Here is a 13,640-nt window from a genome sequence, read left to right as displayed (position 1 = left end):
CATGCACGGCACCGTCCACCTCCAGCCCTCGCTGTTCGACGACACGGAGCGCGGCGGCATCCGCCTCGGCCCGCTCGACGGCCTGCGACGGCAGCCGCTCGGCGACGGCGCCTGGCTGGACCTGCTCCCCGGCTGGCTGCACGGGGCGGACGAGCTGTTCGAACAGCTGGCCGCCACCGTGCCCTGGCGGGCCGAACGCCGCGAGATGTACGAGCGGACGGTCGACGTCCCGCGCCTGCTGGCCTCCTACCCGGCGCACGCCGAACCGCCCCACCCGGTGCTCGGCCTGGCCCGGGCGGAGCTGAGCCGGCACTACGCCCAGGAGCTGGGCGAGCCCTTCCAGACCCTCGGGCTCTGCTACTACCGGGACGGCCGGGACAGCGTGGCCTGGCACGGCGACCGGATCGGGCGCGGCGCCCGCGAGGACACCATGGTGGCGATCCTCTCCGTCGGCGAGCCGCGCACCCTGGCACTGCGGCCCCGCTCCGGCGGCCCGGCGGTCGTCCGCCACCCGCTCGGCCACGGGGACCTGGTGGTGATGGGCGGCTCCTGCCAGCGCACCTGGGAGCACGCGATCCCCAAGACGGCCCGCCCGGTGGGCCCGCGGATCAGCATCCAGTTCCGGCCGCACGGGGTGTCCTGAGACGTGCCTGCGGGCAACCCCGCTTGCCGCCCACCCGCCGGGCGCGGAGGCTGGCGGGTGGGGCCGGTGGCGCTCGGTGCGCCGGGCACCGAAACGCCGGGCCCGCCAGGAGGGCCGCATGCCGAAGCCGGGCAGCTACCACGCCGGGGTCCCGTGCTGGGTCGTGCTCACGACGCCGGACCCGGACCGGGCACAGGCCTTCTACGGCGCCCTGTTCGGCTGGGAGTTCGTCCCGACCGCCCCCACCGAGGCGGTGGCCACCCGGCACGGCGCCCAGGTCGCGGCCGTCGAACGGGCCCTGCCGGCCGAACCGCCCGCCTGGACCACCTTCCTCGCCTGCCCGGACCCGCTGCGCACCGCCACCGCCGTCCGGGCCGCCGGCGGGCGCCTCGCCCGTGAGCCGTACGAGGTGCCCGAGCAGGGCCGTGCCGCGCTCGCCGTCGACCCGCTCGGCGCCCGCTTCGGGCTCTGGCGGGCCGGCACCATCGACGGCGCGGGCCTGGTCGACGAGCCGGGCGCGCTCGCCTGGAACGAGCACCTCTCCCCCGACCCCGACGCCGCCCGGGCGTTCTACCGCCGGGTCTTCGGCTACACCTACGACCGGCCGCGGGCGGGCCACGCCCTCGCCCGGGTGGGCGGCCTGCCCGCGTGCAGCATCGGCCCCTCCCGCCCCGGCCGGGGCGCGGGCGCGCGCTGGCTGGTCCACTTCGCGACCGAGGACACCGACCGCACCGCCGACCGGCTGCGCGCCCTCGGCGGCACGGTCCTCTCCGGGCCGGCTCCGGCGCCGTACGGCCGCACCGCGCTGGTCAGGGACGACGCCGGCGCGGAGTTCGTGCTCGTCGCCGTCCCGTCCCGCGGCTCCGCGGCGGCGGCCTGAGCCCGGGCCGCCGACACCTGCGGCCCCACTGCCCCGGAACCGGCGCCATCCCTTCCGATCAGTCAACTTGTCTCGGTGGCACGAAGATTCAGTGCCGCCACCGGCGCCCAGCACGATCGGCCCCGCCCGGCCCGCTGTCCGTTGCGACCGCTACCGTGCTGGCATGAGTTCCTTCCTGAGCGCATACCTGGTCGACCCCGCGGAGCTCCGCGCCCGCGTCGGCAGCGGCAACGACGGGGCGGTCGACGAAGCCCTCGCGTACTTCGGCCCGTCCCTGGACAGGTCCGACGAGTACTTCGCCGACGAGATCGCCCAGGGCGCTCCGACCGCCCGGGAGGCCCTGTGCGCCGTGGTGCACGGCGGGCCCTTCTCCGCGGACGAGGACCACGCCTTCCAGTACGGCTACGCCTACCGGCGGCTGTGCTGGCTGGTCGGGCAGCCCCTGGAGGTCGACTCCTTCGGCCCGTTCCGGGGCGACTGGCTGGAGGTCGTGGACGGGGGCCTGAAGGCGTACGGGATCACCGCCGTCTCGGTCGCGGAGTTCCGGTACGGCGGCCTGCCCGACGGACTGCCCCACTGCGACGTGCCCTCCTGCAGCACCTGGTCCGCCGAGGACTGCCGGACGGCTCTGGACCAGTTCGAGCGGGCCGAGCGCGAAGGCCGCACCCCCGTGCCGGAGCGCGAGGTGGCCGAGGCCGTGGCGGAGGTCGCCGGCTGGCTCCGGCTCGCGCAGCGCTGGAAGGACGGTCAGATCGTCGGCTTCGTCTCCTGAGCCGAACGGCCACGGCCGTCGACGTGGGCCCGGACCGCCGCGGGAACCGGACCGCCGCGGGAACCGGACGGCCGCGGTCCTCTGACGGCTGCGAGCATCTGACGGCCGCGGTCCTCTGACGGCTGCGGGAGTCCCGGCCGATGGCGGGGACTCCCGGGTGCGCGGCCCTCGGCCGACGTCAGTCCTTCACCGCGCCGGCCAGCCCGGAGACCAGCCTGCGCTGCACCGCGATGAAGAAGATCAGCACCGGCACGGTCATCAGCGTGGACGCCGCCATGATGCCGCCCCAGTCGTTCTCGTCCGGCTTGAAGAAGACCAGCAGCGCCGAGGGCAGCGTCTGGTTCTGGGTGGCGCTGATGATGAAGGTCTTGGCGAAGACGAAGTCGTTCCACGCCGCGATGAAGGAGAACACGCTGGTCGCGGCGAGGCCGGGCGCCACCAGCGGCAGCAGGATCCGCCACAGGATGCGGGTCCGGCCGGCCCCGTCGATCTGCGCCGCCTCCTCGATCGAGACCGGGACGGCCGCGACGAAGCCGCGCATCATCCAGATCCCGAACGGCAGCGAGAACGCCAGCTGCACCAGGACCAGCGAGGCCAGGGTGTTCAGCCCGACGCCCGGGGCGAACCGGCCGGCGTCGCGGAACATGAAGAACAGCGGGATGGTCAGCGCCTCGACCGGGATCATCTGGGCGATCAGGAACATCACCATGATGGTGGTGCGGAACCTGAACCGGAACCTGGTCACGGCCACCGCCGCCAGGAAGACCACGACCGCCGACAGCACCACCACCGACAGCGCCACCACCAGGCTGTTCGCGAAGTAGCGGCCGAAGCCGTCCACGCTGAGCACCTGACGGAAGCTGTCCAGCGTGGGGTGGGCGGTCCACGGCCTGGGGTCGAGCGACTGGATCTCGCCCTTGGGCTTGAAGGCCGAGAGCACCATCCAGAAGATCGGGAAGGCGGTGACCACGGCCAGCACGATCGCGCCGGTGTTGGCGGCCAGCCGCCACCGGCCCCGGATGTTCCGGCGGCCACCGACGGACCTGGCCGATGCCGGCGTGGGCGTCGACGCCGACGCCGACGCCGACGCAGCGGCGGGGAGGGAGTTCGCCGGGCTCACAGTTCGTTCCCCGTCCGTCGCAGCGTGCGGATGTACAGGACCGTCGGGATCACCAGGATCAGCAGCATGATCACGCCGATCGCCGCGCCCAGCCCGTACTGCGAGGAGGCGAACGCCTTCTGGTACGCGTACACGTTGAGCACCAGGTTCTGGCCGGCGATGCCGCCGCCCTCGGTCATCACGTAGATCTGGGTGAAGACCTTGAAGTCCCAGATCACCGACTGGATCACCACGACCGTCAGGATCGGCCGCAGCATCGGCGCGGTGATCCGGCGGAAGGTCGTCCAGGTGCCGGCGCCGTCCAGGGCGGCCGCCTCCAGGATCTCCTCCGGGATGGCCCGGATGCCCGCGTAGAGGGTGACCATCACGAACGGGTAGGAGTGCCACACCACCACGGCGCCGACGACCAGGAACGCCGTCCACTTGTCGTAGAACCAGTTGAACTCGTGGAAGCCGGAGAGCCCGAGCCCCTCCAGGGTGTGGTTGACCAGGCCGAGGTTGGTGTCGAACAGGAAGCTCCACACCGTCGAACCGGTCATCGCCGGCGCCGCCCAGGCGGCCATCGCCGCGGTGGTCAGCACCAGCCGCGGCCACCGGCCGACCCTGGTGAGCAGCACCGCGAGGGTGGCGCCGACGGCCAGGGTGGCGACCACGCAGAACGCGGCGAAGCCGATGGTCTGGACGAGCACCGTCCAGAACTGCTCGTCCTCCAGGATCCTCGTGTAGTTGCCGAAGCCGACGAAGGAGGTCGGGGCGCCGCCGGAGGCCTGGGCCTGCCCGAAGTCCAGGACGGACAGCAGGCCGAGCTGGTAGATCGGGTAGGCGACCAGCGGGATCAGGACGACCGCGGCCGGCAGGAGCAGCAGCAGCGGGGGCCGCCGGCGCCGGCCGCCCGGGGGTGCGGCCGGCGCCCTGCCCCCACGGCGCCGCTGCGGGGAAGGCGGCGCCGGGGCGGTCGGGGTGGATACGGACACGTGCGGGACCTGCTCTCTGAGGCGAACCGGGAGGGGGCCGTCAGTGCGCGGCGAAGGCCGAGGAGATCTGCGCGGCGGCGTCGGCCGAGGCCTTGGCCACGTCCGCCTTGCCGGTGACGACCTGCTGGAGCATCGTCGGGATCACCGACTGGGCGTCGATCTGCGCCCACGCCTGGTCGAGCGGGACGAACTTCGTGCCGGCCGCGATGGTGTCGGCGAAGGGCTTCAGGAACGTGTCCTTCGCCGCGACCCTGCCGCTGACGGACTTGAGCGTCGGCAGGTTGCCCATCGCGTCGTACATCTGCTCCTGGTACCCGGGGCTCGCCAGCAGCTGCGCGAACTCGACCGCCAGCGTGCGGTGCTTGGCCGCCTTCATCACGCCCAGGTTGTTGCCGCCGGCGAAGGCCGGGGCGATCGAGCCGGGCTTCTCGCCGGGCAGCGGCACCACGCCGTACCTGCCCTTGACCGCGCCCGCGTCCACCTTGCTGCGGGCGGAGTTGGGCATCAGCGCCATCGCGGACTTGCCGGCCGCGAACAGGTCGATGATCTTGCCGCCGGTCAGGTCCGCGCACTGCTGGGCAGGGCAGCCGTCCGGGCCGAACAGGTCGGTGTAGCGCTTGATGCCGGCCTGCGAGGCGGGCGAATCGATCGCCGCCTTGAACGTGGAGCCGTCCTTGGCGGCGATGTCGCCGCCCGCGTCCCAGACGAAGGGCAGCGCGCCGAAGGTGTACTTGCCGCCGACGGCGATGCCGAAGGTGTCCGGGTGCGCGGCGTGGACCTTCTGGTTTGCGGCGACCAGCTCGGCGTACGAGGTCGGCGGGGTGAGGCCGGCCTCGGTGAACAGGTCGGTGCGGTAGTACAGCGCGCGCACGCCGACCCACCAGGGCAGGCCGTAGGTCTTTCCGTCGACGACGGCGGTCCTGGCGATCGCCGGGTCGAGGTCCCCCTTGTCCTGCCACCTGTCCAGGTCGGCGGAGATGTCGGCGAGGCCGCCGGCGGCGACGTAGCCGGGCAGGTCGGTGTTGCCGAACTCGACCAGGTCGGGGGCGCTGTTCGGGTCGTTGAACGCGCCCTTCATCTTGGCCGCACGGGCCGAGGCGTCGGTGTCGATGTAGCTGACGTTGACGGTGACGCCCTGGTGGGAGGCCTGGAACTCGGTCACGGCCTTGGCGATCACGGCCTCCTTGGCCGCGTTGCCCGCCTCGCTGTACAGCCAGACCTGCAGCGTGCCGGTCCGGTCGTCGGCGGCCTTGCCGCCCACCGACGAGGCGGTGCCGGGGGCACAGGCGGTGGCGGCCAGGCAGCCGGCGGCGAGCACGACGGCCGCGGCGGTCCGTCCGATGAGTCGCATGGTGGAGACCTCCCCTCCCGACAGCTGCCGCCGAGACGTCCGCCGCCGGGGACGGGCACGTCGAAGCAGGCCCTGACCGGGGCCGATGGTGGGTGAAGTGGTGGGGGTACGGCAGGGCGCAGCGCTCGGGTGGGGCGACGTCGCCTGCTCGATGGCAGGGACGTTAGGCGGGGGCGATCGGCGCCAACAAGGGGGAGTTGGCGAAAGTTTTGCACTGCACAACGTTGTGTCGAGGATGCGGCGATCCGGCCGCGAACGGGTACGTTCTGACAACCGCCGCCGACCAGCGGGGGAACACCGCCGGAACAACACCAGGGAACGGACCCATGACGGAGACGGCGCCCAAGAAATCCGCGACCGAACGCAACCAGTCCTCCTCGCTGCGCCGCGCGCTCGCCGTCCTCGGCTACGTCCGCGACCACGGTGACGGGCGGGGCGTCCCGCTCGCCCAGCTCGCCGACGGACTCGGCCTCAACAAGAGCACCGTGCTGCGGCTGGCGGGCCCCCTGCTGGACGAGCACCTCCTCGACCGGGACCGCGAGACCGGCTGGTTCCGGCTCGGCCACGGCTCGCTGCGGCTCGGTCAGGCCTACCTGACCACCCTCGACCTGCGCAGCGTCGCCGCCGAGCACCTGCGCCGGCTCCAGCGCGAGGCGGGCGAGACCGTCCACCTGACCGTCTGGCAGGCTCCCGGCATCGTCTACCTGGACAAGGTCGAGGACGAGACCAACGTCCGGATGGCGTCCCGGGTCGGCAGTCGGGCCCCCGCCTACTGCACCGCCACCGGGAAGGCGATCCTCGCCTGGCTGCCCGAGGAGGCCGTCGCCGAGGTGGTCGAGGCCGGCCTGCGCCCGGTGACGGCCTGGACCATCGCCGACGAGCCCCGGCTGCGCGCCGACCTGGCCCGGATCCGCGCCCGCGGCTACTCGATCGACGACCGGGAGAACGAGCCCGAGGTCCGCTGCGTCGCCGCCCCGATCTTCGACCACACCGGCGAGGTCACCGCCGCCCTGTCCGTCTCCGGTCTCACCTCACGGATGACCGCCGCCCGGGTCCGCGCCCTCGGGCCGGTCGTCGCCCAGGTCGGCCTGCGGATCTCCCGCGAGCTGGGCTCCGACCGCCAGCCGTCCTGATTCCGTTTCCTCCCGGAAACGCGAACGGGGCCCGGCGCCGATTCCTCGGCACCGGACCCCGTCCGATTCGGAGCGCCAGGCCCGGATTGCACGGACTCTCCCTACTGAAAGTAGGGCGTGCTCTGGTAGCACCACTGACGCCTGGCGAGGAATCACTCCCTCGCGACGAGAAGTACAGTAGCAGCCCCGTGATCATTCACCGAATCGGAGGGGAACCCCGGATGACGAGCACTCGGCTCGAGGTGGTTCCGTACACCGCCGGGCGGCTGATGGACGTCCGCGTTCCGGCCGCCGGCGCCACCTGGGCGGCCGGGCTGTCCTAGGGCTTGCCGGAGACGCTCCGACCGCGGTTCCCCGCCGCCGACTCCCTGAGCCCGTGGCCACGTCGGAGGGCCTCCAGATCCCGCTGCAACGGCGGCTGCGGGACGGCCAGGACGGGGCAGGTGGCGTGCCGGACGCAGTAGGCGGCGACCGAGGGGTGCACCAGTCGGGCGAGACGGCCGCGCTCCCGTCCGGCACCGAGGACGAGCAGGTCCCCGGGCCGGTCGGCGCACCGCACCAGGGTGTGGCCGGTGTCGCCGCGGACGGCCTGGCAGCGCAGCCGGACGCCCGCGTGGCGGCCGGCGAAGGCCTCGTCGAGGGCCTGCCGCAGCCGGGCCACGGCGGCGTCGCGGCCGGCGTCGACCACCGGCGGGCACGGGGTGCGGCGGTAGCCGAGTTCGTCGCCGGGCGGGGTCCAGCAGAGCACCGCCAGCACCTCGGCGTCCGTCCGGCGGGCCTCGGCCACCGCGTGGTGCAGCGCGGCGAGGCTGCCGAGCGAGCCGCTGACGCCGACCACGATCCGGCTCTCGTCCGCACCACTGTCCCTCATGGCCCCGCTCCCGCCTCTCCGTCCGCCCGCGCGTCCTGGTGCCCGGCCGCCCGTGCACCGGACCGCGCCGAACCGGACCGCGCCGATTCCACCCCAGCAAAGCGGCCCGCACCCCCGCGGCTCCGGCCCGTTGACACGGCTCTGACGCGGCGGCCGCGCTTCCGTACGCGTCCCTGATGCCTGTGCGCGCTCCGGTACCGCGCGTGCTCAGGCCCGCGGCGGCTCCGCCTCCCAGAGGTCCGCGAACATCCGGTCCAGGTGCTCCTCACCGATCGGCGGGACCGGCAGCGGATGGGCGGCCCGGGCGCGGAAGCCGTCGAGCAGGAGCGCGAGGTAGCGGCGCCAGAGGTCGGGCCGCAGCTCGGTGGCGGCGGGCAGGGCGCGGCAGAGCGGGCCGAGGAGGAAGAGCAGGTCCATGGTGACCACGTCGCGGCGCATGGTGCCCTGGTCCTGGGCGCGGGCGATCAGGGCGCCGACGGTGGCGGCGTGCCGGCGGCTGATCTCGGTCATTCCGGGGATGGTCGGGATGGCCTGGGTGACCAGGTCGTTGATGCCCCGGTCGGCGGCGACCAGTTCGAAGATCCGCCCGAAGTACCGTTCGAGGCCGCTCCAGGCGTCCTCGGCGGCGAGCGCCTCCTCGCCCGCGGCGGCCAGTCCGCCCCCGGCGTCCGCGAACACCTCGCCGATCAGCGCCTCGCGGGTGGGGAAGTGCCGGTACAGGGTGGCGTTGCCGACCCCGGCCTCCCTGGCGATCTGGTCCAACGGGACGTCCAGGCCGTGCCGGGAGAACATGTCGCGGGCGGCGGCGAGCAGCAGGTCACGGTTGCGCTGCGCGTCCCGCCGGAGCCGCCCCGGGGGGTTCGCGCTGCTCGGTGGTGCCATGCCCCCGACCCTAGGGCGTGTCCGACAATCCGCGCCAGGCGGGGCCGCCCACCACGCTCGCGGGTACCGCCCACCACACTCGCGGGTACCGCCCGCCACGCCGACCGGGGCCCTCAACTACCCTCTGGGGTCGGCACGATCCACGGAACGCGGACGCCAAGGGGGCGGCAGGACGATGGCCACGGTGACGGAGCTGCGGTACTACCCGGTGAAGGGGTGCGCCGCAGTGGCGGCCGCGCAGGCGGAGCTCACCCCGGCGGGGCTGGCCCACGACCGGGCGTTCATGGTGGTGGACGAGGAGGGCGTGTTCCGCTCCCAGCGCCTGGATCCGGCGCTGGCCACCGTCCGCCCGACGGTGGCGCAGGACGGCCGTACGCTGACGCTGGCCGCCGCGGGGGTGGAGCCGGTGTCGGTCGCGGTGGACGCCGAGGGCCCGCGCCGCCCGGTGCGGCTGTTCAAGCTGCCGCTCCTCGGCATCGACCAGGGCGAGGAGGCCGCCGGCTGGCTCTCCGAGGTGCTGGGTGCGCGCAGCCGGCTGGTCCGGGTGCCGCCGGAGCACGACCGGGTGACCGACGGGCTGGTCCCGGGCACCTCGGGCTACGCGGACAGCTGCGCCGTGCACATGCTGTCGCGCGCCTCGCTGGAGCGTTTCGACGAGCTCTCCGGTGCCCGGCCGATGCCGATGGACCGGTTCCGCCCGAACGTGGTGGTGGACGGCTGGAGCGAGCCGCACACCGAGGACCTGGTCCGCCGGGTCGAGGTGGGCGGGGCCGAACTGGGCTACGCCAAGCTGGCCATCCGCTGCGCGGTGACGCTGGTGGACCAGGACCGCGGCACCAAGGCGGGCCCGGAGCCGCTGCGCACGCTGGCCCGGTACCGCCGGGCGGCGGCCGGCGGGGTGGCGTTCGGCAGCAAGTTCGCGGTGCTGCGGCCCGGCACGCTGCGGGTCGGGGACGAGCTGACGGTGGGGGCCTGGGGGCCGTCCGAGCTCTGAACCCGGCCGCGGCTGCCGCCCGGCCGCGGCTGCCGCCCGGCCGCGGCTGCCGCGCTGCTGCGGCGGTCGCGGCCGGGCGACGGGAACTCAGCAGGTCTGGTCGATCAGGGAGAACGTGGCGTAGTGGTCGCCGGTGTAGTAGTCCTCCTGGTAGGCCTGGCCGGTCACGATCCGGCGGGCGCCGCGGGTCGGGGAGCCCGGGGTGACGACGGTGTACTCGTGGTAGTAGCCGTAGGACTCGCTGGGCAGGACGCCCTCCCGGTTCTGGAAGACGACGCCGTCCTGGGAGTAGGGGAACGGCCCGTCGGAGGCGATCAGGTCGAGGGTGTCGGTGGCCTGCGGCGGGAGGGCGGAGAGGCAGACCGAGCCGCTCACGTCGGCGTGCGCGTCGGTGGCGACGGCGATCGGGGCGAGGGTCATCAGGGCGACGGCGGTGACGGCGGCGGCGCGGGACTTCCACGCGCGTAGAGGGCGAGTCATGTCCACCAGTGTGGCGAGACACCGTCAACTCCGGAAGCCTTCGGGAAAACTATTAACCAGTGAGTAACTACCCTTTACCCAAGGGGACTTGAGCCGTACGCAAGCTGCCGCGGCCGGCTCTCGAACCGACTGCGGAACGTCCACGAACCGCCCGCCCGGCGCAGGGGCCGACCGTCGTCGAACGGGCGCCGAGGCCGTCCCGCGCGCCCGATCCGGCCCTCGCCGCGCCCGGACCGCACCGCATAGAGTGACGGATCACGGCGGGCCGGACGATCTCTGACGGGGTGGACATGGGTACGGGCTCGGGCACGGCACTGACGGCCCACCAGTTGATCGGCCTGCTGGTCGACCCGGGCGGCTTCCGCGGCTGGGACGAGCCGCCGGCCGTCGACCGGGCCGACCCCGGCTACCGGGCCTCACTCGACCGCGCCCGAGAGCGCACCGGCCTGGACGAGGCGGTCCTCACCGGCGTCGGTCTGATCGACGGCCGGCCGGTCGCCCTGGTCGCCTCCGAGTTCGGCTTCCTCGGCGGCTCGATCGGCGTCGCCACCGCCGAGCGGATCACCCGCGCCGTCGAACGCGCCACCGCCGAGCGGCTGCCGCTGCTCGCCCTGCCGGTCTCCGGCGGGACGCGGATGCAGGAGGGCTCCGCGGCCTTCCTCTGCATGCTGCGGATCACCGCCGCCGTCCAGGCGCACCGCGCCGCCGGCCTCCCCTACCTCACCTATCTGCGCAACCCCACCATGGGCGGGGTCTTCGCCTCCTGGGGCACGCTCGGGCAACTGGTCCTCGCCGAGCCGGGCGCCCGGCTCGGCTTCCTCGGCCCGCGCGTGTACGAGGAACTGCGCGGCGTGGAGCTGCCGCCGGACGTCCAGCGGGCCGAGACGCTCGCCGGCCAGGGGCTGGTGGACGCCGTCGTACCGCCGCAGGAGCTGCGCGAGCTGCTCCGCCGCACGCTCGCCGTCCTCGCCGCCACACCGCCCTCCCCTCCTACTGCGCCACCGTCTCCCACGGCATCGGCGTCCCCCGCTACGGACCCCGCGCGCACGCCGGGAGACCCCGACGCCTGGGACTCCGTCCGCCGCACCCGTCGCCCGGACCGCCCGGGCACCCGCGAGCTGCTACGGCACACCACCGAGGAACTCGTCCTGTTGGACGCCCCCGGCGGCCGTGACGGCGCGCTGGTACGGGCGCTGGCCGTGCTCGGCGGGCGGCCCGTCCTGGTCGTCGGCCAGCAGCGCCGGACCCCGGACCATGATCGCCCCTTCACCGCCGCCGACCTGCGGGCCGTACGGCGCACCGCCCACCTGGCCGAGCAACTCGGGCTGCCGCTGGTCACCGTGGTGGACACGGCGGGCGCCGAGCTGTCCGCCGAGGCCGAGCTGGAGGGCATCGCGGTGGAGATCGCCCACTGCCTGACCACCCTGCTCGCACTGCGCACGCCCGTCCTGGCCGTGCTGCTCGGCCAGGGCTCGGGCGGCGGGGCGCTCGCCCTGCTCCCGGCGGACCGGGTGATCGCCGCCGAGCACGCCTGGCTGGCGCCGCTGCCGCCGGAGGGCGCCTCGGCGATCGTCCACCGGGACGGCGCGCACGCCGCCGAGCTGGCCCGCTCCCAGGGGATCGGGGCGCGCCACCTGGCCGAGGTCGGGCTGGTCGACGAGGTGGTCCCGGAGCTGCCGGACGCCGCCGAGGAGCCGGAGGCCTTCTGCACCCGGCTCGGGCAGGCGGTCGGTGCGGCGCTCGGCACCCTGGCGGCGGCCACCGAGGCGGACCGGCTCGCGGCCCGCGCCCTCCGGCACCGGCGGCTGGGCGACCTGCGCTGAGGAGGGCGTCCTGACCACCGCGGTGTGGCGCCGGCCTCGGGGTGACGGTGTGGCGCCGGTCTCAGCGCCGGATTGATCGTCTGTACCCACCGTGCCGCGCCCGGGCCGGGGCGTGACGCCCACCGGGCCCCGCACGGTGAGTGCGCTCACATGTGATCAACCACCACGACGGGTGGTAGTAGAGGCCTCCGGGGCGCCCGCGCCGCCCCACACCCCCCGCGTTCGCGCAGCTCAGCGCCGCTCGGCGGGCCCCGCGCGAGCGCGCTTTCGAATCCATGGCCGGCCGTTCCGGTACGACCGGGAGTCGTACCGAGAGGGTCTTGGCGACGGCCCGCCCGGTCTGCCAACAATGGCTCCGTCGTCAGCCGCACCGGCTCTGTCCCCCCGGTGAACGGCTTGCCGCCGACTCACGCCCCGTGACCTTTCCGGCCCCTGTCCGGCCGTGGTCCTGGGCGGGGAGTGATTCGGCCCAACCCGATTGAGGTCCTGTTCTTCATGCCCGCTTTCAAGTTCCGTAAGCGCACCTCCGCCGCGATTCTCGCCGGCGCCGCCGGTCTGACCGCCCTGGGCGCGGGTGTCATGCCCGCCACCGCGAACGCCGCCACCGCCTCCCCGCAGGCGATCGCCGCCCGGATCGTGCCGGCCAACCAGCTGGCGTCGTTCAACCAGATCATCGCCCACGAGTCGAGCTGGAACGTGACCGCGACCAACCCGAGCTCGGGCGCGTACGGCCTGGCTCAGGCGCTGCCGGGCTCCAAGATGGCCTCGCACGGCTCGGACTGGAGGACCAATCCGACCACCCAGATCAAGTGGGCGCTGGACTACATGAACTCCCGCTACGGCAGCCCGAACGCCGCCTGGAACTTCTGGCAGTCCCACCACTGGTACTAAGCCGACCCACCGGCTCACCGAACTCCACCCGTGACCTGACCACTCCCCCACACCCCGGGGTCGGACAGGGGCCACCGGGGTGCCCGAGAGGGCCCGGACCCGCGCGACCCGCGTGGTCCGGGCCCTCTCGTGGTTCCCGGGTGGCCCGGGCCCTCTCGTGGTTGCCGGGTGGCCCGGGTGCGGCTCCCCGGGGCGGCGTGGCTCCCCGGGCGGCCCGGACGGCCCGTCCGCGGACTACAGCTCGCCGGTGAGCCCGAGCAGCTCGCGCATCCGCGCGTACTTGGCGCTCAGCCGCTCGGCGGTCGCCGGGTCCAGCGTGGCGAGGCGGGCCGGATCGGAGTTGTGCGCCAGGTCCGCGCGCTTGACCAGCAGGGCGCCCGGCGTGTCCAGGATGCGCGCGGTGTACTCCTCGACCGGCTCGTCCGGGCGCCGGGTGAGCGCGTCCACGATCGCCTTGGTCTCCTGCGGCAGCGCGGCGCCGGCCAGCCACTCCCGGCTCAGCCGGTCGTCCTCGACGGTGTCGTGCAGCCAGCCCGCCGCGATCTGCGCGTCGCTGCCGCCGCGCGCCGCCGTCCCGCGGGCGACCGCCGCGATGTGCTCGCCGTACGGGTGGCCGTTCTTGTCCACCTGCCCCTGGTGGGCCCGGCGCGCGATCGACTCCACCTCGGACAGGCTCAGGTACTGGTGATCCTCCATCGGCTCATCGTAGGCCCGGACGGTCGGCCCGACCCGGGGGCGGGCTCCGTACCACCGGCCCTGCTCCCGTACGACCGGCCTCCTCGGACCGCTCCGGGCCGGGCCCGTCGACCACCCCGCCGGCGGCCAC

14 protein-coding genes are annotated in these 13,640 nt (G+C 74.2%); 7 read left to right on the top strand and 7 right to left on the bottom strand.

Annotation, left to right across the window (positions count from 1 at the left end; translation table 11 throughout):
- The first annotated feature begins 1 nt into the window (after position 1).
- From ACZ5OX_RS13095 to ACZ5OX_RS13085, 3 genes are all read left to right on the top strand, one after another.
- Positions 2–643, top strand: coding sequence for an alpha-ketoglutarate-dependent dioxygenase AlkB (locus ACZ5OX_RS13095; RefSeq protein WP_465629969.1), 642 nt, complete (start codon positions 2–4; stop codon positions 641–643).
- Positions 644–761: 118 nt separating this feature from the next.
- Positions 762–1,523 (top strand): VOC family protein, encoded by a 762-nt coding sequence (locus ACZ5OX_RS13090; protein WP_465629968.1) that lies wholly within the window; start codon positions 762–764, stop codon positions 1,521–1,523.
- A gap of 163 nt (positions 1,524–1,686) precedes the next feature.
- Positions 1,687–2,295 (top strand): DUF7691 family protein, encoded by a 609-nt coding sequence (locus ACZ5OX_RS13085; RefSeq protein WP_465629967.1) that lies wholly within the window; start codon positions 1,687–1,689, stop codon positions 2,293–2,295.
- A 178-nt stretch (positions 2,296–2,473) separates the two neighbouring features.
- Here the strand turns inward: ACZ5OX_RS13085 and ACZ5OX_RS13080 are convergent, their stop codons facing one another.
- Genes ACZ5OX_RS13080 through ACZ5OX_RS13070 form a run of 3 tightly spaced genes read right to left on the bottom strand, consistent with a single transcriptional unit; the run spans position 2,474 to position 5,740 of the window.
- The gene (locus ACZ5OX_RS13080; RefSeq protein WP_465629966.1) at positions 2,474–3,415 is read right to left on the bottom strand and encodes a carbohydrate ABC transporter permease; all 942 of its coding nucleotides are present in this window, start codon (positions 3,413–3,415) and stop codon (positions 2,474–2,476) included.
- Positions 3,412–4,389, bottom strand: a complete 978-nt coding sequence (locus tag ACZ5OX_RS13075) for a carbohydrate ABC transporter permease (protein ID WP_449787556.1) — start codon at positions 4,387–4,389, stop codon at positions 3,412–3,414. Before ACZ5OX_RS13075 ends, ACZ5OX_RS13080 begins: the two co-directional genes overlap by 4 nt.
- Positions 4,390–4,429: 40 nt before the next feature.
- Positions 4,430–5,740, bottom strand: a complete 1,311-nt coding sequence (locus tag ACZ5OX_RS13070) for an extracellular solute-binding protein (protein ID WP_465629965.1) — start codon at positions 5,738–5,740, stop codon at positions 4,430–4,432.
- A gap of 326 nt (positions 5,741–6,066) precedes the next feature.
- On the opposite strand from ACZ5OX_RS13070, the gene ACZ5OX_RS13065 reads away from it, so the two are divergent.
- Entirely contained in the window at positions 6,067–6,873 is an 807-nt protein-coding gene (locus ACZ5OX_RS13065; protein WP_449787558.1) for an IclR family transcriptional regulator, read from the top strand.
- A gap of 319 nt (positions 6,874–7,192) precedes the next feature.
- On the opposite strand, the gene ACZ5OX_RS13060 is transcribed toward ACZ5OX_RS13065, so the two are convergent.
- Together ACZ5OX_RS13060 and ACZ5OX_RS13055 are read right to left on the bottom strand one after the other, a co-directional pair.
- Entirely contained in the window at positions 7,193–7,744 is a 552-nt protein-coding gene (locus ACZ5OX_RS13060) for a universal stress protein (protein WP_465629964.1), read from the bottom strand.
- Positions 7,745–7,951: 207 nt separating this feature from the next.
- Positions 7,952–8,626, bottom strand: a complete 675-nt coding sequence (locus ACZ5OX_RS13055) for a TetR/AcrR family transcriptional regulator (protein WP_465629963.1) — start codon at positions 8,624–8,626, stop codon at positions 7,952–7,954.
- A gap of 175 nt (positions 8,627–8,801) precedes the next feature.
- Between ACZ5OX_RS13055 and ACZ5OX_RS13050 the strand changes: the two genes are divergently transcribed.
- Entirely contained in the window at positions 8,802–9,620 is an 819-nt protein-coding gene (locus ACZ5OX_RS13050) for an MOSC domain-containing protein (RefSeq protein WP_449787561.1), read from the top strand.
- A gap of 87 nt (positions 9,621–9,707) precedes the next feature.
- On the opposite strand, the gene ACZ5OX_RS13045 is transcribed toward ACZ5OX_RS13050, so the two are convergent.
- The gene (locus tag ACZ5OX_RS13045) at positions 9,708–10,100 is read right to left on the bottom strand and encodes a ribonuclease (RefSeq protein WP_465629962.1); all 393 of its coding nucleotides are present in this window, start codon (positions 10,098–10,100) and stop codon (positions 9,708–9,710) included.
- Positions 10,101–10,390: 290 nt separating this feature from the next.
- On the opposite strand from ACZ5OX_RS13045, the gene ACZ5OX_RS13040 reads away from it, so the two are divergent.
- Both ACZ5OX_RS13040 and ACZ5OX_RS13035 read left to right on the top strand, forming a co-directional pair.
- The gene (locus ACZ5OX_RS13040; protein WP_465629961.1) at positions 10,391–11,923 is read left to right on the top strand and encodes a carboxyl transferase domain-containing protein; all 1,533 of its coding nucleotides are present in this window, start codon (positions 10,391–10,393) and stop codon (positions 11,921–11,923) included.
- Between the two features lie 495 nt (positions 11,924–12,418).
- Complete coding sequence (locus ACZ5OX_RS13035) at positions 12,419–12,814, top strand: aggregation-promoting factor C-terminal-like domain-containing protein (protein ID WP_465629960.1); 396 nt, start codon at positions 12,419–12,421, stop codon at positions 12,812–12,814.
- Positions 12,815–13,048: 234 nt separating this feature from the next.
- On the opposite strand, the gene ACZ5OX_RS13030 is transcribed toward ACZ5OX_RS13035, so the two are convergent.
- A complete protein-coding gene (locus tag ACZ5OX_RS13030; RefSeq protein ID WP_449787564.1) occupies positions 13,049–13,510 on the bottom strand; it encodes an HD domain-containing protein in 462 nt (153 codons plus the stop codon).
- Positions 13,511–13,640 lie beyond the last annotated feature (130 nt).

This window comes from Kitasatospora sp. NPDC032121, assembly GCF_055580145.1.
This window is presented reverse-complemented; position numbering and strand designations above follow the sequence as displayed.